Annotated in this window: 29 protein-coding genes; 4 read left to right on the top strand and 25 right to left on the bottom strand. The window is 58.8% G+C overall.

What is annotated here, in order from left to right; all coding sequences use genetic code 11:
- Nucleotides 1-123: 123 nt before the first annotated feature.
- The 12 genes from AC0JZ4_RS13470 to AC0JZ4_RS13415 form a co-directional block, all read right to left on the bottom strand.
- The gene (locus tag AC0JZ4_RS13470) at nucleotides 124-342 is read right to left on the bottom strand and encodes a hypothetical protein (protein ID WP_471886874.1); all 219 of its coding nucleotides are present in this window, start codon (nucleotides 340-342) and stop codon (nucleotides 124-126) included.
- Entirely contained in the window at nucleotides 339-617 is a 279-nt protein-coding gene (locus AC0JZ4_RS13465; protein ID WP_471886873.1) for a hypothetical protein, read from the bottom strand. The genes AC0JZ4_RS13470 and AC0JZ4_RS13465 overlap by 4 nt, the downstream gene beginning before the upstream one ends.
- Nucleotides 614-937 carry a hypothetical protein gene (locus AC0JZ4_RS13460; protein WP_471886872.1) on the bottom strand — a complete coding sequence of 108 codons (324 nt, stop codon included), beginning with the start codon at nucleotides 935-937 and terminating at the stop codon, nucleotides 614-616. The genes AC0JZ4_RS13465 and AC0JZ4_RS13460 overlap by 4 nt, the downstream gene beginning before the upstream one ends.
- Entirely contained in the window at nucleotides 937-1371 is a 435-nt protein-coding gene (locus tag AC0JZ4_RS13455) for a hypothetical protein (protein ID WP_471886871.1), read from the bottom strand. Before AC0JZ4_RS13455 ends, AC0JZ4_RS13460 begins: the two co-directional genes overlap by 1 nt.
- Nucleotides 1368-1550 (bottom strand): hypothetical protein, encoded by a 183-nt coding sequence (locus tag AC0JZ4_RS13450; RefSeq protein WP_471886870.1) that lies wholly within the window; start codon nucleotides 1548-1550, stop codon nucleotides 1368-1370. The genes AC0JZ4_RS13455 and AC0JZ4_RS13450 overlap by 4 nt, the downstream gene beginning before the upstream one ends.
- The gene (locus tag AC0JZ4_RS13445) at nucleotides 1547-2251 is read right to left on the bottom strand and encodes a hypothetical protein (protein WP_471886869.1); all 705 of its coding nucleotides are present in this window, start codon (nucleotides 2249-2251) and stop codon (nucleotides 1547-1549) included. The genes AC0JZ4_RS13450 and AC0JZ4_RS13445 overlap by 4 nt, the downstream gene beginning before the upstream one ends.
- Complete coding sequence (locus AC0JZ4_RS13440; protein ID WP_471886868.1) at nucleotides 2248-2472, bottom strand: hypothetical protein; 225 nt, start codon at nucleotides 2470-2472, stop codon at nucleotides 2248-2250. The genes AC0JZ4_RS13445 and AC0JZ4_RS13440 overlap by 4 nt, the downstream gene beginning before the upstream one ends.
- A complete protein-coding gene (locus AC0JZ4_RS13435) occupies nucleotides 2472-2927 on the bottom strand; it encodes a nucleoside triphosphate pyrophosphohydrolase family protein (protein WP_471886867.1) in 456 nt (151 codons plus the stop codon). Before AC0JZ4_RS13435 ends, AC0JZ4_RS13440 begins: the two co-directional genes overlap by 1 nt.
- Before the next feature lie 307 nt (nucleotides 2928-3234).
- Nucleotides 3235-4497, bottom strand: a complete 1263-nt coding sequence (locus AC0JZ4_RS13430; protein ID WP_471886866.1) for an oxidoreductase — start codon at nucleotides 4495-4497, stop codon at nucleotides 3235-3237.
- Nucleotides 4494-4721, bottom strand: coding sequence for a hypothetical protein (locus AC0JZ4_RS13425; protein WP_471886865.1), 228 nt, complete (start codon nucleotides 4719-4721; stop codon nucleotides 4494-4496). The genes AC0JZ4_RS13430 and AC0JZ4_RS13425 overlap by 4 nt, the downstream gene beginning before the upstream one ends.
- Before the next feature lie 51 nt (nucleotides 4722-4772).
- Entirely contained in the window at nucleotides 4773-4925 is a 153-nt protein-coding gene (locus AC0JZ4_RS13420) for a hypothetical protein (RefSeq protein WP_471886864.1), read from the bottom strand.
- Nucleotides 4925-5563 (bottom strand): trypsin-like peptidase domain-containing protein, encoded by a 639-nt coding sequence (locus AC0JZ4_RS13415; RefSeq protein WP_471886863.1) that lies wholly within the window; start codon nucleotides 5561-5563, stop codon nucleotides 4925-4927. Before AC0JZ4_RS13415 ends, AC0JZ4_RS13420 begins: the two co-directional genes overlap by 1 nt.
- Before the next feature lie 675 nt (nucleotides 5564-6238).
- On the opposite strand from AC0JZ4_RS13415, the gene AC0JZ4_RS13410 reads away from it, so the two are divergent.
- Nucleotides 6239-6403, top strand: coding sequence for a hypothetical protein (locus AC0JZ4_RS13410; protein WP_471886862.1), 165 nt, complete (start codon nucleotides 6239-6241; stop codon nucleotides 6401-6403).
- 18 nt (nucleotides 6404-6421) lie between these two features.
- Nucleotides 6422-6688 (top strand): hypothetical protein, encoded by a 267-nt coding sequence (locus AC0JZ4_RS13405; protein WP_471886861.1) that lies wholly within the window; start codon nucleotides 6422-6424, stop codon nucleotides 6686-6688.
- A 28-nt stretch (nucleotides 6689-6716) separates the two neighbouring features.
- Here the strand turns inward: AC0JZ4_RS13405 and AC0JZ4_RS13400 are convergent, their stop codons facing one another.
- From AC0JZ4_RS13400 to AC0JZ4_RS13380, 5 genes are all read right to left on the bottom strand, one after another.
- The gene (locus AC0JZ4_RS13400) at nucleotides 6717-6860 is read right to left on the bottom strand and encodes a hypothetical protein (RefSeq protein ID WP_471886860.1); all 144 of its coding nucleotides are present in this window, start codon (nucleotides 6858-6860) and stop codon (nucleotides 6717-6719) included.
- Entirely contained in the window at nucleotides 6860-7204 is a 345-nt protein-coding gene (locus tag AC0JZ4_RS13395) for a hypothetical protein (protein WP_471886859.1), read from the bottom strand. Before AC0JZ4_RS13395 ends, AC0JZ4_RS13400 begins: the two co-directional genes overlap by 1 nt.
- 210 nt (nucleotides 7205-7414) lie before the next feature.
- Nucleotides 7415-7786, bottom strand: coding sequence for a hypothetical protein (locus AC0JZ4_RS13390; RefSeq protein ID WP_471886858.1), 372 nt, complete (start codon nucleotides 7784-7786; stop codon nucleotides 7415-7417).
- Nucleotides 7783-8421: a lysozyme gene (locus AC0JZ4_RS13385; protein ID WP_471886857.1), complete on the bottom strand. Its 639-nt coding sequence runs from the start codon at nucleotides 8419-8421 to the stop codon at nucleotides 7783-7785. The genes AC0JZ4_RS13390 and AC0JZ4_RS13385 overlap by 4 nt, the downstream gene beginning before the upstream one ends.
- Nucleotides 8384-8617 carry a DUF7940 domain-containing protein gene (locus AC0JZ4_RS13380; RefSeq protein WP_471886856.1) on the bottom strand — a complete coding sequence of 78 codons (234 nt, stop codon included), beginning with the start codon at nucleotides 8615-8617 and terminating at the stop codon, nucleotides 8384-8386. The genes AC0JZ4_RS13385 and AC0JZ4_RS13380 overlap by 38 nt, the downstream gene beginning before the upstream one ends.
- 132 nt (nucleotides 8618-8749) lie before the next feature.
- On the opposite strand from AC0JZ4_RS13380, the gene AC0JZ4_RS13375 reads away from it, so the two are divergent.
- Together AC0JZ4_RS13375 and AC0JZ4_RS13370 are read left to right on the top strand one after the other, a co-directional pair.
- Nucleotides 8750-9532, top strand: a complete 783-nt coding sequence (locus AC0JZ4_RS13375; protein ID WP_471886855.1) for an ABC transporter permease — start codon at nucleotides 8750-8752, stop codon at nucleotides 9530-9532.
- A 20-nt stretch (nucleotides 9533-9552) separates the two neighbouring features.
- Nucleotides 9553-10467 carry a glycosyltransferase gene (locus tag AC0JZ4_RS13370; protein ID WP_471886854.1) on the top strand — a complete coding sequence of 305 codons (915 nt, stop codon included), beginning with the start codon at nucleotides 9553-9555 and terminating at the stop codon, nucleotides 10465-10467.
- Here AC0JZ4_RS13370 and AC0JZ4_RS13365 read toward each other — a convergent pair.
- The 8 genes from AC0JZ4_RS13365 to AC0JZ4_RS13330 all read right to left on the bottom strand — a co-directional run bounded on the left by AC0JZ4_RS13365 (nucleotide 10454) and on the right by AC0JZ4_RS13330 (nucleotide 21269).
- Entirely contained in the window at nucleotides 10454-12778 is a 2325-nt protein-coding gene (locus AC0JZ4_RS13365; protein WP_471886853.1) for a hypothetical protein, read from the bottom strand. The genes AC0JZ4_RS13370 and AC0JZ4_RS13365 overlap by 14 nt on opposite strands.
- Entirely contained in the window at nucleotides 12779-13126 is a 348-nt protein-coding gene (locus tag AC0JZ4_RS13360) for a hypothetical protein (RefSeq protein WP_471886852.1), read from the bottom strand.
- Nucleotides 13127-13140: 14 nt separating this feature from the next.
- Complete coding sequence (locus AC0JZ4_RS13355) at nucleotides 13141-13947, bottom strand: hypothetical protein (RefSeq protein WP_471886851.1); 807 nt, start codon at nucleotides 13945-13947, stop codon at nucleotides 13141-13143.
- A gap of 17 nt (nucleotides 13948-13964) precedes the next feature.
- On the bottom strand, nucleotides 13965-16157 hold the full coding sequence (locus AC0JZ4_RS13350) for a phage tail protein (protein ID WP_471886850.1): 2193 nt from the start codon (nucleotides 16155-16157) through the stop codon (nucleotides 13965-13967).
- Nucleotides 16120-16560, bottom strand: a complete 441-nt coding sequence (locus AC0JZ4_RS13345; protein WP_471886849.1) for a DUF6950 family protein — start codon at nucleotides 16558-16560, stop codon at nucleotides 16120-16122. The genes AC0JZ4_RS13350 and AC0JZ4_RS13345 overlap by 38 nt, the downstream gene beginning before the upstream one ends.
- On the bottom strand, nucleotides 16550-17161 hold the full coding sequence (locus AC0JZ4_RS13340) for a hypothetical protein (RefSeq protein WP_471886848.1): 612 nt from the start codon (nucleotides 17159-17161) through the stop codon (nucleotides 16550-16552). The genes AC0JZ4_RS13345 and AC0JZ4_RS13340 overlap by 11 nt, the downstream gene beginning before the upstream one ends.
- 188 nt (nucleotides 17162-17349) lie before the next feature.
- Complete coding sequence (locus AC0JZ4_RS13335) at nucleotides 17350-18075, bottom strand: hypothetical protein (RefSeq protein ID WP_471886847.1); 726 nt, start codon at nucleotides 18073-18075, stop codon at nucleotides 17350-17352.
- A 2-nt stretch (nucleotides 18076-18077) separates the two neighbouring features.
- Nucleotides 18078-21269 (bottom strand): hypothetical protein, encoded by a 3192-nt coding sequence (locus AC0JZ4_RS13330; RefSeq protein WP_471886846.1) that lies wholly within the window; start codon nucleotides 21267-21269, stop codon nucleotides 18078-18080.
- Nucleotides 21270-21275 lie beyond the last annotated feature (6 nt).

Below are 21275 nucleotides of genomic sequence, written 5' to 3'. Positions count from 1 at the left end.
CTTGTTCCCGACAGAAGTCTTCCCACCTCTGGCGTGCTTTTCGCTGAGCCTCTACCCACATGAGCGGCAGCTCCCAGATGTGGATTTCAGGCTCCGGTGGCGGCTTTCGTTTGAATGGCCACACTACGCAGCCTCCCCTTCAAATCGATACGCGACGATCTCACCGCCGTTGCGGAAGTTGTCGTTGGCTGCAACAGGGCACTTCGGCTTTCCCCAGAGCACGTCACTGGCCTTCACGCCGAGCATCTCATTGCCGCTGCGCAACCGCACGTCACCGATCGCGTCGGCCGGGACTGGCATAAACTTGCCACCGGCCCAATCATTCCACTTGCCTTCGCTCATAGTGCCTCCTCTAGTTTTCTCGCTAGCGCGCCTGGCTTCACCACCGGTCGGAACCTGCTTGCCCGATAAGGCGGATCCTCGTCACCGAACTCAGGGCAGACGCCGCGGTTGATGCCTTCCAGCCTCACGCCGATGTAGTCGCCGTTCATGTAGCTGGTAACCGGGCCTATCCATCGGGCCTTGTAGATTTGGCCCTTGGTGATGCCGAGGTACTGCTCGGCGTAGATGCCGTCGTCGATACAGACGATCTCGTCGCCGCGTTTGATGGTGGTCATGTGCGGATACCGGGTGACGGAGATGGGCTCATTGCCTTGCGGCAAAGCTCGATAATGTGAGCGGGACCGTTGAGTGTTTTGTTCTCGTTGAACCAGCGAGTAGCAGTCGCTCCACCAGTTCGGTCGAAGTAAGCCCATACCCGACCAGCCAAATCTTCGGCACGAGCGTCGGCATCCAAGTCCTCTGCGCGGATCAGGTCTGCCGCGGTTTTGCAGACTGCCGAAGCCGTCGCCCCGTTTCGCTCGCCGCACTCGTAGAGAGCATTAGCAAGCTGTTCGCGAGTTCCAATGAACCCATGTTCACTACTTGGATAATTCATCACGCAGCCTCCTTCATTTCCGCTCGCGACCGAATTGCCGCCATGATTTCCTTTACCGTCGTCCAAGGCACGACGACGTTGCGCGAGCACTCTTCGCCGTCCTCGTTTCGGTCGGCGATGTCGAAACTGAACTCGCCGATATACGCCGCCTTGGTCGCGCCGCTCGGCGTTAACGCCTCTTGAAGCCGGTCAATCTTCCCGCGCAGGTGCGCCAGCGACAGGTCGTGGAAGCACTCGTTGGTGAACTCCGGCGCGACGTCGAACGGGATGGCGTAGCTGTCGCGCTCCTTCGGCGAGTAATTCTCCTTGATCGGGATACCGTGGCAGGCGAAATCCTCGGCCGGCCAGGTGCCCGCCTTGTCTCGAATACCTGTGTATCCCATGTGGCCGGGGTTCTCGTAGAGATCTCGTTTCAGCAGGACGTATTGGGTCATGCTAGCCACGTCCCCAACCAGATCAAACCTGATGCGGGCCAGAAGGCGGCAACGCCAATCCCAACGATCATTGCCGCCGGACCTTTGGCAATGAAAGTCTTCACGAAGAAGCCGAACACGACGAGCGCCACAGCAACATAGGAAAGGCCGGCAAAGCAGCCGATGTCATCCTTACTCACGCAGCTACCCTCCCCGTCTCACGCATCTTCCGATCCAGCATGACGAACATGGACAAGAACTCGTCCTCAGCCGCGTCAGGCTTCCAGCATCCGATCCGAACGCCGAGCGGGTCATCGAACCGCTTGTGCCATTCCATCGGCCGCAGGTTCACGAGTTCGTCGGCAATGATGCGATCGTCGGCCTCCTTCACGGCCTTGGGTATGCCCACGCCAAGGCCGAACCGGACATGCACCACGTCCTGCACCTTCGTCTCCGCATCCTTGTAGCCGGTCAGGTAGGGCTTCACCGGGCGCGGCACGTCGACGAGGTAGGCCTCGCTGGCGTCGTGCAGCAGGCCATACATCGCCGTCATCGGGCCAAACTCGCGCAGCAGCCAGAGAGCGACGTGGCAGCTGTGCTCGGCGACGCTATAGAACTGGATGCAGTGGCCCGCGTATCGGCACTGCAGGCTCAAGGCGTGGGCAATGTCCTCGATGTGGACTTCTTCCGGCCTTGGGTCCATGGGCCAGAACTGGCGACCGGAGTAGGTCTGCATCCAGTCGCCGTGGCGCTCTGGCGGGTAGATGCCCTTGCCCCGAAGGGATGCAGTGACCGCAGCTGCGCGCGGTGCAGGCACGTTGTCGTTCGCAGCGACATACTTGTCGAGTGGGGCGAAGGTGGTTGTTACCAGATCTGCGGAAACGGTATAACCGGGCATCATGCGGCCTCCTTTTCGGCGACTATCTCGGCGCCAAGGATAACCATGCGCCTTCCTAGCTCGACGAGCGCCCGACTTGCGCCGATCAACTGATGGTGACGCTTGGTCGGCCTGCCGAAGAATGATGCGGGCAAGCGCTCGTGCTCCGATGCGATCTCTTCATGATATGCGAGCAGCAGTTTGTGCGCCTCTAGCAGGCCTTTGTGCTTCGCGACCTTCGACATCAAAACGCCTTCCCACCGGCCTTAAGCCGATTCTCGATGCGATGATCCTCGCGGTTGTCGTTGTAAGCCATCTTCTCGACGATCGCGCCGCCGAGGTCGTAGCCCATGAACGTTGCCAGGTCGCCGATGCGGATCATGGCGTCGGCAAGCTCGACCTCCATCATCTTCCGGTGCGGCAGCTTGTCGTCGTCCAGCTTCTTGCGGAAGCCTTCCATCGCCTCGCTGATCTCGGACACGATGAGCATCAGCATTTCCGGCACGTTGCGGTCCAGCGCCTTGCCGGTCGCCAGGTCGGTGTACCAGCCGGCCTTGCGGCTGCGGCCATGGCAGTCGGCCGCGAAGATGTTGATGGCGGCGGCGTGGGTGTAGGCTGGTGCCGGGCTGTCGTTTGCCGTTTTGGCGAACTGCTCAGCAAGTTTTGTCGACATTTCTCTGGATGCGGATTCCATCAGCATTCTAGTCTCCTCTTGTGGGTGATTGCCGCCGGGTGGTGAGGCCGGCGGTGCGGTGATTAGTTAGTTCTTGGTCGTCCCGCTAAGCCACAGTATCCTGGCTCAGAATGTCGATCGTCTGGCGGCGTGAATTCCTCATCCTGATACCGCCACGCAATGCAGTCCGGTCCATCGCAGTGTCTGCGAAACGTTGGTATGTGATGACCTTTTGCGGTCTCTTGAGTGTTCGGTATTCGCCGACGAAAGTGACCAGCGCTATCGCCACCGACGCATGGATAGTTGTGGGCGTCGTCCCCCAGGATGAATTGGCTCATGCCACCGCCCTGTCCCGCACATTGTCATTCGCCGCCGCATACTTGCCCGCGACCATTTCAGGCCGCAGCGTGGATCTACCGACCTCACCGTACTGCCTGGAATAAGTGATGACCTTTGCTGACCGACCGGATAGCCATCCACCGCCAGCCGCGTAGGCGTCAGGCGCGGCAAGCGTTTCGTGGCGCTCCACATACATCAGGCCTGACTTGCGGCCCTCGTCGCTGTGCAGGTGGCCGATGTGCGCGTAAGCGAACTTGCTCCGGCCGTAGAGTTCGCGGAACATCCCGGCAAGGGTCGCATCGACGTTGTTGACGCCTCGCTTGTGTCCGTGATGCCAGAATAGAGCTGTCGCGCCCCACTCGTAGGCATAGTAGAGAGACGGGCTGTTATCGACCGAGATACGGGGCTCGTTCTCGTACATGGCGGCCAGCATCTCGCGTAGCCATGCCGATGAGGCCGGATCGTGATTGCCCGACGCCATGATGACGTGGACGTGTTGGTGCTTCTGCAGGAGCATGTCGATGATCCGGCGGATGGTTCGGATGACGACGCGGATCACCTTCTGCAGGCGGCTGTCAGCGTCCAGAACGTGCTTGTGCGCCGGCGTCACGCTCTCGAGCGCGTCATGGTGCATCAGGTCGCCGATCTGCGCCAGGACGGCCGTGTGAGCCTGCGGCGCGTTGGCGATCGCCGCAGCAAACCAGTCGAGGATAAGCTGCTCGGCGATGCGCAGGTCGTAATCGGATCCGGTCTCCTCACGCCACGACAGCATCCCGAAATGGTTGTCGGTCACTGTAAACTGATTGAGCAAGTCCGATTCAACGGCTGCCGGCGGCGGCATGATGGTGATGCGCGGCAGGTCTTCCTTGAGGGCATCGACCGCGGCAGCAAAGATCGCAGCGGCATTATCCGCGTCCGTCGTGGTCTTGATCCACTTGGCGACTTCCCTGCCCTGTCCGTCGACGAGTGCGGACACGCCTTTGACGATCTGCCCCTGCGGAAGCGCGAAAACCTCACCGGGCGCCTTCGTCTGCTTGATCCAGGCATCGCCCTGTTTGCTGGCGATCGACTTGATGGCAAAGCCCGGCAAAACCGGATCCGTCCCTAGCAGACCCCGCTCCGATGCGCGGTGAATGTACTTGTGGGCCGTGCCATAACCGATGCCCATGAGTTTCGCGACGGCGCGGATGCTGTTGTGATCGGCGTATAGTCTGCCGGCCTGTTCGATGTTTTCGGGTGGGATGTTGTGGTAGCTCAAGTGGCGGTCTCCTGGGCTGCATGGGCAATCATCGCGTCGGCCAGTGCATAGGACCAACGAGCGAAATGTTCTGGCTTGTTGTCGCCACTGGCATCACGACTAAATGCCGCCAGACCCATCAAGGCTTGCCCTGCGAAGTAATCTCGGAGGCTCATGCCTACGTTCGAGTATCTGCCTTCTTCCTCAAGCGGGAACGCGGGCCCACCGCTACTTCGGTTGCTCATTAAGTCTCCTGTGATGTGGTGATTGGTGGCCGCATTCGCGCGGCCCGGTAGTTAGGCGACCTTGGCCAATCGTTCGCAGTCCTTCGCCACGCGCCGGAGGTTCGCCGCTTCTTTACTGCGCTTGAACTCCGACAGCAGCATTGCCGCCTCATCCAACCACTGCGTCGCAATTTCCAGCTGCGCATCCTTGCTTGCCTCTGTCATCAAGCCTTGCGCCCCAACAGCGCGCAAACATCCGACGAAGGCACAACAAATCCAAAGCCAACGAGCGACGAAGAAAAGCCAGCCTGCGCGGACATGACACCGACAGTGATGCCGACGAGCTTGCCGTCGGCGAACACAGGTCCGCCAGACTGGCCTTGCACGGTCGTGATGTCGGTGACGAACACAGACTTCCATGGGCCGACTTCGCGAGGCGCGCCGGCAATCTTGCCGTATGCAGACACAAATTCGATCTTCTGTGGATTGCCGACGGCCTCGATGATCGAGCCCTCGCTGATCATTCTGCAAGTCAGGTTGGCCGCAGGCAGCATTTCCGGCGACGTGCGCAGCAGTGCGATGTCGTAAGCCCTGTTGATCCAGAGGACATCGGCTGGCCGGGTCTTGCCGTCCTTTGTCTTCAATTCCACGGTCGCAGCATTTCCGGCGACGTGCGCAGCAGTGACGACAAAACCGTTACCGATATGGACGCCTGAGCCATGTCCACTCGTAAGGATGACCTTAACGGTCGCAGCCTCAGTGGCCGGATGCGCGGTGTATGCCGCAACGGTCGGTGCGACGAAATAAGCGGCGCTCGAAAGAGCGATTGCGAGGGCTGCGTATGCGATGCGTCTGAGCTTCATGGCGGTCTCCTCTTGTTGTGGTGATGGTGACCGGGACGCTGGTGGTTACATTCGGAATTGTCAAAAACAAAAAAAGCGCCCTCCGCGGTGAGGCAGAGGGCGCTTGACGGTTCTCAAATTATAGAACAAATACAGAACATGAGTGATGAAAGCCGAACAGCACGATCCGACGCAACCTTGGTGGAGCATTACTGCGACCACGACGGCTGCACGAAATGGGGCTGCTACGGCTTTGAGGAAAGCAGGTCGATAACGCTCTGGTATTGCCCGGAGCATCAGCCACGGCTGTATCGCGGCCTACCACGTCACGGTGAGGCAAGACTGGCGGCGGCGGAAATCGCTGACGGACTATGACTGACAACACGACATGGGCCGGAATGCTGGCGCTCAACCTAACCCTGCACGTCTACTGCTCTCCCTGCAATCGGCACGTGTCTATCGACATGGCGACTTTGCCTGCGGATGGCAAGGCGATAGGCACGGTGTTTCGCTGCATCTCCTGCGGTCTCCCTGGATCGAACATCGTGAGCCATAAGAGCGCTAACCGAGCTTATCCTGGGTCGAGAACTGAAACATTGCCAAAGGACAAACGCGCCCCATCTCCTTACAATGGACATAGATCACCCAAACCTTCCAGATGACCACCCCGACAGACTAATCGCCTGCCAAGAGGCTATGGAGTCCGCGGTCATCGATCTCGTTGCTACTGCAGTCACGGCCGGGTGGACGCGCGTTGAAGCACTTGGCGCACTGGGCGATCTTGCCGACAACCTGATGCTGGCTCACCGCAGCGTGGAAGAGACAGAGCGGGTCATGTCGATGATCCGACGGATGACGTAGTCAGGAGGGATGAAGACCATGGTCAAACGAAAGAACGTCGATCCTGGCGTCGCGATCCTCGGTATCAATCCTCGAACATTCGAAGTGGGTATCATCTTTATGAAACCCTCGGACTTAACACATTCAGGCAGTTATTTATCGGAAGCGGCCATCAAACACACGCACATGATTGAGTTGGTCGAGATACCGATCTGGCAGTTGCAGGATCACAAAGCCGCAGCGTGGGCAGACCTGGAAAAGAAGGCCGAAGCTTTGAAAGCCTCGGCAATCTCGAAAACCAGCTAACCCATCCTTTGATGTCAGGGCGGTGGGGTTACATGCCAAATAGAGTAGCCAAGGCCGCGTCGAGATAGGACAGGGCTTCATCGAAGTCAGCGATCTGTGCCGGTGTGCGACCGCCCATGTCGCGCATCATTCCAAGCAACCCGCTGAGGCGTGGAAACCTGAAATCTGGCATCAGCTGCTCCGAGTAGTGCGAGCCTTTGGCTGTCCTTCGACAACCCGATCGATACGGACGGTCATGTGCTCTACGGCGCTTTTTACGCCGCTGATGGCCTCCATGATCTGGTCCGTCGTTTCGCGCAGGCCCTGCTTGCTCACGTAATGCTCGGCAACGTGTAGCTTGTGAGCGGCAAGGTCATCTCGAGCCATCGCGGCAAGGGCCTGCGCCGCAGAGGCCGAGGCCAGCGCACCATCCTTGGCCTCTTTGACCTTGCCCTCAATCCGCCACCAGATGCCCCACAGCGTCGCGGAGAGCATGACGAAGAAGCCGACCACGGCCATAATTTCCGGCCCGGTCATAGGGCGCCCCGCAGCGCGTCGTCGCGATCGATGATGTAGTTGCGAAGAGCCAAGTGGCGGCGATAGCAGGCAAGCAATGCGGAGCGGTCGATGATCCAAAGTTCTTCGACCTCGGCCTGCGTAAGCGGTCCCTGCTCCAGCAGAACCGGCCTCTCACATGCGCGCAGCAGCGCGCTGTCTGGCCGTGCCAGTGCCGGCGGCTTTACCGGGCTAACGGACTTGGTTGATACGCTGCACGCTGCCAGCACTAAGGCTAGGCTTGTCAGCATCAGGATCTTGCCGAGCTTCACTGGCCAGCTTCCTTCTCAGTTCGATGTTGGCGGCCTGTTCGGCTTCGAGCGCGGCGATGGCCTCGGCCTCCCGCTTCTTCGCCGCGTTGTTGGCGATGGTCTGTCGGCGCTGCTCGTCGGCATCGGCTTGGGCGGCGTCGCGGAGGATGGTGGCGATCTCTGCGTCTTTGACGAGGACGGCCGCCTGATATCCGTGACTGTGGATCCACCACGCGCCAGCCATGAGCGATAGAACGAGGATCAATGCCGCAATGGCCTTGGCGCCGGCCTTGTTTGCAAGGAGTGCGATCATGTCCGCGCCTCCGAAGACAGTCCAGAAACGCAGAGCTCGGCCTCGCCGATCCGCTGCGCGTCGCCCATCTCGCGACGGTTTACGAGACCGCGCACTACGCGGCCACCGGCCTTATTCCACGCCGTTACAGCTTCGCATGCCTGCTTGTATCGGCCGGCAGTCAGGTGACGAGCTGCAGACGAGCCGCGCGCGCCGTCGGAACCGACGTTGTAGGCCAGCGACGTCATCGATGACTGCAGGCTCACCGGTGCGGAAGCAAAGCCGCGAACGCCGTCAACTAGCGGGAGATAGTAGTCGGCGGTGACGCGCTTCTTAAGCATGTCGTCGCACTCGGCAAGCGTCTTGCGCATGCCGGGCCGCACGCCCTTTGTTTCGCCCCAGCAGATCGTCCAGACGCCGACGATATCCTTGTAGGCGACGGTGTGGACGCCCTCCCAAGGCTTGATGAGCTTGTCGATCGCAAGCGTGACCGCCGGCGGCGTATAGCCCTGCGCAATGGCTGCGCGGATCTCGGTGGCGGTAATAGGTGCCGCGCCGCCGAACAGGGCAGCCCAGCCGCTTGTAGCAGCCGCGATGATCGCAGCGGCAACGGCCGCCTTAGCCCGCCTCGACGGCAAGATCTTGTTGATTGGCATTGGCCTGTTCCTTTTCAGGTTGGGCAATGAGACGCGCGCCCCAAGCAGCGACGAGCAGCGCGAGGGTGAGCCACCACGGAAGCCAGTCGGAGACGAAGGGAACGACGTTGAGGATGAGGTCAGCTGCGGCCGCGATTTCGATAAGCCGCAGCGACCAAGCGCGCCTTACGAGGCGGCGCCAGTCTGGGAGGAGCATCGAGAACTCCGTTTTTGGTAAGGTTTGCCTAAATGACGACTTGGTGCGGATGGTGGAGGCGGTTTGCGCTTAGATTTTGACCAAAGCCTCACCATTGTCTACAAGACCCGCCGGCTCAACGATTCATGATGAATGAGCGACATGTCTTACATAAAGATACACGCGCGAATCGTGTCCGCATTTGTCATGCGGGAAATCGCTACTCGTTACGGCAGGAACCCAGGCGGTTACTTGTGGGCTTTCCTCGAGCCGATAGCGTTCATCGCAATTATGTCGGTGATCATGGGAGCGTTCACCCATATTCCGCCACTGGGTGATAGTTACGTTCTGTTCTACGCGACTGGGTATATCGGGTTCAGTCTTTTCAAGACGATGGAAGGCTATTTAACATCATCGATCAGTGCCAACCGATCCCTGATGAGCTATCCGATCGTTGCCCCAATTGATGCAGTGGTGAGCCGCCTCATTCTTCAAGGCGCTACTTCAGCGGTGGTTTCCGGCATCGTCTTGCTCGGCGCAATGCAAACATCCCGTCACGCGCCGACACTTAACTGGGAAGTCATCATCGAAGCGGTCATGCTCGCGTGGCTGCTAGCCCTTGGCGTGTCGCTAGCAAACATGGTTGGTTTCTTCCTTTTCCCGATCTATGAGAAAATTTACCAGATCGTCAGCCGTCCGCTTTTTCTCCTTTCAGGGGTCTTCTACGTTCCCTCGTCGATGCCCCATCCCTTCGTGGATTACTTGCTGATCAACCCCTTGACTCACGTGGTCATGATGTTTCGGGAAGGCTTCTACGGAAAGCATGCATCGATCGGCTTGGATAAGTCTTACCTTCTCGAGGTTGCTTTTGTGGCGCTGGCTATCGGGATGATGGTTTTTACAAAATTCGACGTTTCCCGCGTTCGCGAGAAATAACCTTTCATCAAGGATCACAAATGGCTATCCGCAGCGCAGTCGCCGCAATCGATCGAACCATCCCAAGCGGCCGCAGTGATACCGCGCTGTTTTTCAACCTAAACGCCCGGTTTCTCCCCGGCTTCCGCGTTCTGATTTACAGCCTAATCAAGCATCAAACGCTTGTCGACCTACCAATCGTCGTGATCTCCGATGAGGATGAAGTGTTTGAGGATCCGCTCGTTGATCTTATCGCTGACACAAAGGTTCCGGTCAGCCAGTCTGACATCGAATTGTTCGCGAATGTGAATGCAGGCAAAATCCACGAGTCCGTCAAGCTCGATTGGATCCCCGCATACACTTATCTTAAGTGGCTTATTTTCAAAGACTACGGGTATAAAAGAGGCATCTTCATCGACGCCGATATCGTCTGCCTTTCGAACGTCGACGAACTGATTGAGGTCGACGCGGAGATCGGAGCCTCTCCGATCTTCTTCGAAACCATCCTGAAAAGCCGCGAGGGTAAGCCGCTGCCAGCGGAAGAGGTTACTCATAACATTCTAGAGTTCGCTCTTTCTCCGCCGACAAGTTCCCGTTTGAATTCTGGCGTCCTTACCTTCTCTGGGAAAACAATGACGCAAGATTTCCGAGACGAACTTATCGACCTTGCCAGCGAGCTTGTTGAACCGAACGAACAGGCTTTGATCCGCCGTCGGGTTGAGCGTGGAGGTATCGACTTCGTGCCTTTGTCGCCCCTCTACAATTTCAACGCCGGCTACCTAAAGCGTTTACCCCCAGAGAAACAGGAGGAGCTCGCCACAAAGATCAAGCTCCTCCATTTCGTTGGCTCTTCGAACAACCCTTGGGAAACGGAGAAAGACGAACTCGCCTATTCGATCTGGGATCGCTACGCCAAGGAGGCAGCGGATACGAGCGCGCTTTTTAGGACAGTGTAATCGATCCTGACCGCACAGTACCATCGGTTCCGCGCACCTTGAACGTCAACTGAGTGTTGGTCGTAAGCTGGAACGTCACCTCGCCGTTGACCGTTGGCGTGACGGAATTGGCTGGAAACAGGCTGATATTTCCAAACCAACCCTTGAGCCAACGAAGAGCAGATGTGCCCAGAGAGACTGCGTTTGTAGTGGTTGGGGAATAATCATCCCTGCTCCAAGCAAATCGGTTGCCTACGCCCCACCCATTCATGGTCCATGCGTCGAGATCGCGTGTCGCGCCAGGGGTGTGAATGAATGTGCTGATCGTCCCACCTGGGGTAGCGTGCGCGATGCCGGCCACGTTTGCAGATGGCGTACCGAACGCGAGGATGGCGTCTGCATCGCGGGCCATCTGGAACCGGTGCGATGTCTGGAACACCGCGCCTGGATTGCCCAGATACCAACGGAAGCGGCCCGACATGGTACCAAGTTGCTCGCCGGTGGCTTGGCTGTATATGACATTCGCACCAGCGCCATGTGTGGGTGCGCCACTTGTGTCGGTAAAAATATCGAGGATTGACGTCTGCTCACCAGGGTGAAGCAAATCGATAACATTGCCTCTCGACGCGTCGGCGATCGTGACTGCTGCGGTTGCTTCCGCGTGATTTGCAATCTGCACTACGTTTCGCGTTGACTCGCCCGAGATGGTCACTGCGCGAGCATTCGCACCAGCACCAAAGTTATTGATAGCCGCGTGGATTTCCTTCTGCGCATTGTAAAGCGAAAGCGCATAGGAACGCGTCGCGTCTCCCGGTCGACCATCAGCGTTGATGACAGAGCCGACAGTGACGTTGCCGATCGAGAAACCTTGAGCGATGCCCATATCAACGCCATCGGCCAGGAGACCAAATAAGACGTTATACGCAGCCCCCTCGCCTAGCCCTGCGCCCTCCTGGCCGCATGCAAAGGCAACTTCAGACGCCCTTGCCGTGAGAGCGTGAAGGTTGTTCCACTTTGCGCTGTTCTTCAGCTCGTGCGCATAGCCAACGCCAGCGGAACCGACGATTGTTTCGGCGTACACATGCGACACAAAACCGTAGTCCGTCTGATCGTAGAGCCAGCCGATGGATGCCTGCGACAGAGGATTTCCGTAGATGTTCATGTTTTCGAGGCGCGGCCTCTTCGGACGTCCAACGCCCGGCGTGACCAAGACGCCGGTCCCGCCGCCGGTGCTTCCAGCCATGAGGCCGAAGTTCTCTAGCGTGAGATCTCGCCCCGAAAAATCGTCACAAGTAACACGAACGACGTGACCAGACCTGAATCCATCGGAGGCCTGGTTATCAATATGTAGACCTTCGATAGTAGCCCCAGCAACATCGGCCCGAATAACAGGAAGTGTACCGAATGTTCGCTTGACCCTCGTGCGATTCGCACCTCGTCCGGATACTTTACCGTTCGCCGAGACGTAGATCGGAGCGGTTTGTGAAATATCACCCTGCCACTCGGTGATCCTGTTAAGCGTGGCTGTCGCCTGTACGGCTTCGAAGTCGTCATGCACGCCGTCAGCGTAGGCGCCAACCATTTCAGGCGTGACTACCTCGTTTGAGATTATCCACCATCCGCCATTGGCGCTATCATGTTGCCCATCAGCCGTCCATCTATCTAAGGATCTGAACTTAGCTGATGACGGCACTTCCGGTTCCGAACTTACACGATGATAGCTAGCCGCGCCTTTGCCGGTCGCATCAGAGAAAACGCGGGTGTGTACCGCTTTGATAGCGCCCCTAATCTCGGAGTTTTGAGCATGTGCGACGCTTCGCCGCTGCAGCACCGATCCAATGTCAAATACCTCGACTGCGGCCCTCTTTTTGTTATCATCCCCTGGTTCGGCAGAAGCAACGACGGTATTATCACTAATCTGTTCTTGAGCCTGGTCTAGGCCATCAACCGACATCTCCGGTCCCATCGGCCCACGAACATCCGCCGCATCAGAGATAGCGTCGACAAGGCCAGATGCACCTACATACTGTCCGAACTCAGGCTTGGCCCCTTCACCTCCCTGCCAGTCATTTACCCTGTAGACACGACGAATGCCGTCTGTGGCGACACCAAGCACAGGCGACCATCCGCCATCGCCCTTGATTAGCCCATTATCTGGCCAACCAGCCGCATTTTTAGGGCCGTAAAGCTTCTTGGATTGGATGTCGACAAAGAAGTCGCCAATACGCCCATCCGTGATCAGTGGTGCGCGTGCCTTGGCGAGCGTGGTGCGCCCGTCGACGCCCTTCTCAGGAGAAGCAAGGCGGACAGGATTGGAGAGTGAGCGAGCCATTTAAGCCTCCGAAAAAGTAATGCCAGGTGTGATGGAAAGGATGTGGGTGCCGCTTCGAGAACGGATCTGCGTCGTCTTGTTCTGGAAGAGGAGGTCAAATTCGAATGGCCCGGGAGAGACGTCCCCTATCTCTTGCCACCCAACATTCACATCGAGACGGCGCCCGACGGGATCGGAAACAACAAGCTTTCCGTTAGCTAAATTAAGATCGAGAAGCACATTGGCATCGCCGGCCTTTCGCACATGCAGCCAAATATCATAGTCGTCGAGCCGCCAGCGTTCATTGACAGAACCGAGCACTATTGTGTCGATCCAGTCTGTGCCAGCGGCAACCGTAAAGGTCGCCATATCGATGTCCTTGGTTAAGCGGTTGCTTCGAGAGCTTCCAGGCGGTCAAGAGCGAATTGCAGTTGAGCAGACAGCCCCGCAATCTCGCGACGCATCAGATCGACGTTAGGTGACCATGCTACTGAATTTGTCGCATCAGTCACTTCAATGACCTCCACATGCGTCACGCCCGATCCAAAGGACCGAACGAATGGACGGAAGTATACCGCACCGGACGGCGGGGCGACGTCAACGTCTTCGGCGATCACCATGGAGGCCCGAAAGTTGTATTCTAGCCGGCCATCGCCGACAGATATATCGATAAGATTGGCGAGCTCGACTATTCCAATTTCGGAGAAATCGGGTCGCATCCATGCTACTCCTAGCTGGACAGCGTCGTTGGCGGGGTCTTCGGTGTCCACGGTTCGCCGCACCACAAACCGAAGGTTGACGACCCTTGCGGGTTCCAATCGCCAAGGAGAGACGCGAGCTATGCGTCCGGCGCCTTCAATTGCAACAACCATTCCGTCGGGAGACATCTTTGCAAGCTCTACCGGGATTGGTGTCAAGTCATCGGGTCGACCGAAGATCGACGCGGTGAAATAGGATGGCCCATCACCCGGCCTGATGATCGGGCTGACCTGCGCGAATTTGGGGCGCTCCGTGTCAGCCTTCATGCGAGCCTGCTCTTCAGCTAGTTCATTCATTTCGCGGCTTTTGATCTCGTTATTCAGGTCCGACTGTTCGGCCTTTCGATCAACCTTATTTGCTTCAATGATAGCGGCGTTCACCTTGGCAATTGCCTGAGGGTCGTTCGTTGTGACTGGCTTTATGCTTGCCATTTTAATCCTCCAATAAATTAGCTGACCGTGACGGTCGCGGAGGCTTGCGCCAGCGAGGCAATGCCCGAGCTATTCTCAGCGCCGCACCAGTATTCCCAGGCGCCAGCGACCGGCATATCCGCGAAGCTGATCGTCTGGTTCGGTGATACGTTGTAGATGCCAATTGTCGCTGCTTGCGCGAACGTCTGAGAGTTCGTGCCACGCTTGAAGATCAGGTAGCGGGTGTTGTCATTCGCCGCGCGAGCCGAAATCGTCACAGTGCCCGCCGAATTTACGGCCGACATGTTGGTCGGAGTACCAGGTCTGTTAGGATCGACAGTCGAGGTTACGTTCGCCGTGACGGACCAATCACCGTAGTCACCATCGGATGCGATGTAGGCAACTTGCACGTCGAGCAGCGTATTCGATGGCACGACGTTGGTGCTCATGTTGATGAAGCCACCTGACGGAGAAGCATTCGGAAAGCGCTGTTCGACCCATGAGCCCGGATTGCCGTCGTCGTTGGCGACGCGATAGCGTACCACCGGCATAAGCGAATCGTCTTCGGGGTCGATGATAACGACCCTGATGTAGACGCTCTCCCCGCGCGGTTTGGCCTGCACCAGATTGATAACCGGCACGTCCACGCCAGCAAGAGCCACACGAGGCGGGACTGGCGGCATCTTGCCTTCGTCGGTGGCAGGGTTCCAAGCGTCGATGTTCTCGGGATGCAGCATGATGTCCATGCTGAATGCGCCCTGCATCAGGGAAAGTAGAGACTTCCGGTTCTCGACCACCTTGCCGTTCAGGCGCGGCAGGGCGAGCGGCGTATTCATCCGGACCCATCGGCTATAGACCGAGTTGATGCCGGACAGCCGAAGATTGAGCGTGCCGCTGACTTTCTGCATCAGCCGCAACCAGTCGCGCTTGCCGAGGCGGCGAGCCTGCCGCCACTGCTGCACCCACTGATAGATGGCTTCCTGCGCCAGCACGCGGCCGGCGGTGATCTGCGCATCGACATCCTCGAAGAAATCCGTGTCCGACGTGGCGTAGCCAATTTCGGGATACGTAAACTTCGGCACCAGCCTGTTGCACTCATCCTCGAAAAGGACGTCGTATTCGATCTGGTGACCGGTGATGTCGGCATCCGTCAGCGTCGTGACGTACTTCTCGCGGAACTTGCCGACGATGAACTGAAGCGCGCCGTCACCGCGTTCGCAGATCCAGCCGTCGCACGATGCCAGGATGGCATTCGTGGCGGCCTTCGGATCGTTTTCTGTGGTGTCGAAGCCGTTGCACTCGTAACGCCGCTCGAAGCCGCCGCCCTTGAGGGGTACTAGTTCGTCGCAGACGTCAGCCTCTTCCTGCCACATATCAAGGAGCGGAAGGATCGCGCGCCGGTAGTCCCGCCGGTGTCCAAACTCATTAAAGCACTGATGCCACGCCATGATGACGGCGGAATTGCGCGTCCACTGCCATGTGCTATCATCCTCCGGATCCTGAAGTGGATCGCGGAAATCCCAGCACAGCGCCATGTCGGCCTCGACCGACAACTGCGGCGGGCCGTATGGGAACGTCTTTTGCTGCCGCTCCGCCTTGTCGCTGGTAGCGGCCATCGCAATGGAGGCCTGCCCGTCTCCACGGTGTGAATTGGTCCAAACGCCTTGAGCACCGAGTATGTTGACGATGCTGGAGTAAGAAGTCTCAGGAACGAGGCCAGTCCGGTGAAAAACACTTACCCTGTCACGGTAATTCGCGCCTGTTGCCCTGCCGTCCGATGCCACGGATACTTCGTCATCGTGCAGCCAAAACCGATTGACCGACTTAATGCGATGCCCCGCAATAGCTTGGACTGCGTAAAGCGTCTTGCCGTACGATTCCCAAAGCATGAACGAGCCGGCAACGCGGTTCCGCCCAACGCCCCACTGCCGATAAGGCACGGCTTGCGTGCGGGGAACCTTGCCGTCCTCAGGCTTGGGGGGTTTCGGCGCGAGCAGCGCTTGGATGCCGATGGAAAGTGCTGTGGTCGCGATTGCAGCCGCTACCGACGCGTAGGTGATGGTGGTGGCGCCAATGGTGAATCCACCGGTCCCGAGAACCGCCGTGAAAAGCGGCGTAAAGATCGGGTCGTAGAAGGCGGTCGTGCGGTGCAGAAAGTGCGGATCGGCGTAGTTCAGAAAATAGTGCTGCGCCTCACTCGGCACGTTCTCGTACAAGGCCTTGAGGCTCAAGGGGCGCTCTCCACGCTGCCACGAACTCGACCTTCTTGGCGCGCACGCCCGCGAGCGACATCGTCGCCCACAGCGGCCCGTAGCGGATGGCAGCCATCTCGCCGGCACGCCGGTCGGTTTCGGAAATTGCTTTGATGATGCCGACGTCGCCCGGTTGCGGGTCCGTCGTGCGCGTGAAGCCGAGCGGCTCAACCAGCCTCGCCGTCAGCGGCACAAGGCCGCCGTGACTGGCAATCAGCCGGCCAGCGCCGAACTCGGTGTGATAGGTGCCGCGGAATTCAGCCGCCGGGTCAGTGCCCGTCAATTCGGCGATCCATGACGCGCAAAACGTCATGCAGTCCTCGCCATCGACGCCGCCCCAGCGAAACTCGCGGGGCCGCGCCAGAAACTCGTTAATCTTCAACTTTGAACACCGGCCATTTGGGCTGGATGCCGCGAGCCAGGCGCGCAACGCCATCGCAGAAGGCATCTGTCGGATAAAGCGATCGCTGCATGGCGTCGGACCACAAAGCCCGGGACGGCCTCGACCGCGTGTTCTCACCGGAGACAACGGCAAGGCTGAGTGCCAGCGTGGCCCCGGCATCGCCTTGCCCGTACGATCCCGATTCCTTCGGGTGCGACGCCGTGCCGGTCCAAATCGGAATGATGCTGCTCATCGGCTGGTGGTACTGATCCAGCGTCGTAAGGCCGATCTGCACCTTCTTGCCGCGCACAGGCGGGATGCTGTCCAGCATCTTCGCGCCGGTGGCTGGATCCACTCCGCTTAATGTGAAGTCGACCGCATCGGACGTGCCGTTGATGAGGATTTCGAGCGAAGGCAGGCCAATAAGTCGGCCGCCGCCGAGGTAGACCGTGCCGGCAGGGTCAATGCTGTCAAAGCCGATCGGCACGTCGTTGACACCGAACCAGATATGCAACGCCGGATCGGTGTCGATGCGCAGAAAAAGGCCAAGCTGATGGCTTCCGCGCAACGCCTCAATGACGTTATCGGGCACATAGGCCATGGGCACCTCGTGCTGAATTGGTGATTATGCCTGTCGTGCAGGCAGGTTCGATGTCAGGCATCGCAAAACAGGAGCGAGAGGGCCGAACCGTAGGAGATTGAGGATCTCGTGCCGATCAGCCTTCGACTTCCCTCGGACACTCGCGAGGACAATGCGCGCGTTGTGCCGCGTCATCTCTGCCCTCGTCATCAGAAAGCCTCCGAAAACTGAATGGTCTGCTGGGTCACGAAGAACGCCTCGACGACCGAGGGCAGTGTGAAGCCGTCCTTGAACTTCGCCACGAAGCGCGGCCGGGCGAACTCGACCCGAGTGCCGACTGTAACTGCCTCACGGAGCGGCGGGCTTAACGCCAGCGTATAGACCGGGTTGGTCTCGTCGGTGACGTCAAGTACGTCCCAGTATCGGTAGGCCCGCCAGCCCTTGGTCTCGTGATAGATCGAGAACCAGTCGGACCAGCGCAGAGGCCGCGACAAGCCGTAGACCCGCATCTTGATGATGCCGGCATTCAATCTGGCCGCAGCAGTGATCTCGCCGTAGACCGTCGCTTCGGTATATGTGCTGCCGTTGAGCAGCACGCCGTCGGGGCGAAAAATTGTCTCGATGATCGGCGTGGGAAGCGTTGGTTTCTTCGGAAAAGGCCCAAACCAGTCCGTGATGATTGGCACGTTGATGTAGCGGAACCCGCCATTCATCCGTGCGCCAAGCATGTTGACGTATTCGTATTGTTCCGGCTCGGTGAGCTTGCAATCGGAATAGGTGGCAGCCAGAAGGCCGCCACCCGACATCTCGATTGTCTGGCTTTCACCGAACCCGTTACGGCCGCCGGAGACGGACGAACCAAGCACATCGACCGACACCGTAGCCGGCCCGAGGAAGTTAGCCTCGAGCGTCGGCACGTTTGTGTAAACCGCCAAGGTCAGCCCTTTCTCTTGTTGAACTGGCCTTGCACTTGGCCGAAGCCGCCGCGCTCTTGAGCCTTATTGTACTGGCCGAGGCCGTCATTGACGCCCTGCTTGACCAGCTGCCGGACATGCTCGTCACCATTGGCGCCGTCGATCTGGATGACCATGACGCCGGGCTGGCGGTTGTCGTTGGAAGCAGACCTCGCGGAGCGGAACGTGGGGGCCGTCGGAGCGCCGCGAGTGACTAAGCCGCCTTCAGCAAAGTGCCCCACTCTGCCGCCGTTGATGGCGTGCAAGAGGGCGCGGTGCTTCCGCGTAGCGCTTGCCTTGACGACGAACTCGCCGTCGGAAAGCATGGCCGGGATGCTGTCGCTTGTGCCGGTCCCAGGACCACGGACATCGCCACCGTTGGAAAATAGACCAACCATCGGCGTGTATTTCGCAATTTGAGCAGCGCTAAGTCCGCCCCCAAATAGGCCGGAGAACAATCCACCTAGACCGCCGCCACTTGGCGCAGAAGGTGCGGCCGGGAAGAAGTTCGCTGACATTTGGCCGAGAGACCCTAGCCCCTGCGTGGCGATCTTCGAGCTGTCGGCAACGCTGCTCAAGGCGGATGCCGCCTCAGTGGCGCGCTTTACCTGTAGCTCGGTTGCGTTAACCCAAGTATTGGATACCGCGTTGCTCGAGTTGCCCGAAAGCATCTGCAGCTGCATCTGGCCTTCCGCCATACGCGTCGCGCCGGTGGCGAACCCAACGTGGCCGCCGGTCTGGCCTGCGCCGAGGCCGCGGGTCTGCAACAGAACGTCGCCGCGCATGACGCTTGACGGATCGACCGCAGAGCCCCAATTCTGGAACGAGTTGGCAACCGATGATCCGCTGCCCTTGATACCTATCTGCGCCAAAGACGAATTGACGAAGCCAGCGCACCACGCCTGCTGAGCCGCATCGAGGTTGACGCCGCCCGCCTTGAGGAACGAGTTGATCTGGCCGCGATTGGCAGTCTCGGACTTGCCCAGCAGACCTCCGGCTAGATCGACGGCACTCTTGCCGCCCGATGAACCACCGCCGCCACCGAAGATGGACGACGCAGCGCCGACCGGAGAACTAGACGACGACCCGAATGCCGCGCGAAACAGTTGCTTGAGAAGGTTCGACAACTGTTCCTGCGACGATTCCATCAATCCTCTAAGGATTGTCTGTCCAAGCCGCTTGCCGATGTCATCGCCGCCACTCAGAAGAGCGCCGGTGAAGTCGTCAATGAAAGAATCCGCAGCATCAGTAATACGCTGATCCTGCAACGACTGCCGGATCTGGCCAGCCTCTTGGCTATTCAGATCGGTCGACAGTCCGTATTGCTGGAGCGTCGAGAATACCTGCTGATCTTGCGCCGACAACGAGTTGTAGCGGCGTTGCTCTAGCAGATCCTGCGCAAGCTTGGCCTTGGCCAGCTGATCCGAATACTGCCGGTAGAGCTCCACCTTCTGTTGCAGCTCGCCGCGCTGCGCGTCGCTAAGCGACCGGCCTTTGTCTTCGGACTGCTGTAGCAGATCTAGCGCGAACCGCGCAGCATCAGCCTCTACGCCAAACTTGCCGAGTAGTGCGACCTCCATCTGCATCTGGGAGATGCGATCGTCGGCTGACTTCTTCAGGTCTCGGTAGGCGATGGCGGCGCGCTGGGCGGCTGTCTCGGCCTTTTTGCTCTCGCCGTCGGGCTTGTCGCCGAGCGTGACTGGTCGCTGGCCAGGAATGGGGACGTTGGTCCTGTTGCCGTCGGAATTGATGACGGTCGGATCATTGTCATCCAATCGACGCAACGCGGCACGTCTGGCTGCATCTGCGTCATCGCGATCTTCGCGCGTCGAAGCATTGGAACGCGCACGCTGATACGCTTCTTCGACTTTTTCGATGTCCCTCAGCGGAGCGACGCCGATCTCATTGAGCTCCCGCAGCGACTTTGTCAGTCGGCTGATGGCCAATGCCTGCCGATCTGCCGTGCCCTCAATCAGATCAAGCTGATCGACCATGCCGGGGATGGAACGAGCAACCTTGACAATCTCTGGATCGAACTCACGCATTTCGCGCGCAAGCTCCCGCACCTTCTCCGGTACTTCCGGATTATCTGCGATACGAGCCATCGCATCACGGAACTTCAGGAGGTCCGGTTCGCCTTCGCGGATCGACGCGCGCAACTCGATGAAGGCGTTACGGTAGTCGGAAACTGTCTTGGCGTCCGTCGAGCCGACGAATGGCTGGATGAACGTCGAATAGGTACTACGGTTTTCCGCCGCATCGACGATCGCGTCACGAGCGTCCTTGAGACGATCGCGGATATCGACGACCGTGCCGGACATGCCTTCGTTTACGTATTCGCGGAGGCCCTGCGCCGCCTCACCGTATCGCTCTTTGAGCAGCGCGATGGATTCGGCGTGGCCTTTGAGGATTTCGTCTGCTGACTTTATGTCGTCGGCGCTGGCTAGATACTGAACCAAGGCCGCAGAAGCACCGATGACACCGATTGTGACGAGCGATACCGGATTGATTATCTGAGCAAACGCGCCGGCCACCGCAGGTCCGACTGCCTGACCGCTTGCTCGGATATCGTTGAAGACGGCCGAAACCTGCGGGCCTTGCTGCAACGCGACCATATACCAAGGCATAAATGCCGCGGTGGAGGCGATGTCGAAGCCCTGCGCCGACAGGTTGGAAGTGTTGAACGACTGGCCGCCGGAAGACATGCCGCGCTGCACGGGTGTATCCGCCGCAGCTGCATTACGACCTTTGATAGCTGCGGTTTCCGCCAAAGCAGCTTGACGTGCGCGCGACATAGATGCCGCATATTCATCAGCACCAATGGTGCCGCTTCTATACAGCGTGCGGATTTCCGCCTGCTGCTTTTTGTAATTGTTCATCACATTGAACAGCGGTGAATAGCGAGCGCGCAGGCGCTCAAGCTCTTTGCCCTGATCAGCAAGCGCGCCTGTCCACTCCTTCGCTGCTTTCGTACCGACACCCGTCATGGCGTTGATGCGGTTCTGCAACGATGTCGTCATAGAAGCGTCAACTGACTTGCCGACCGCATCAAACTGGCGCTTGATGACATTCGCCATCGTGCCAACGTCAGCCTCAATGCGGCGGATCGATCGGCGGAGCGTTGCCTGGTCAGTCGAAATGCTGATAATCAGGTCATCGGTATTGTCGACCGCCATGCGAGC

Source organism: [Rhizobium] kunmingense (genome assembly GCF_977018605.1).
Note: the sequence above shows the minus strand (reverse complement) of the source record. Positions and strands in the feature narration are given on the sequence as shown.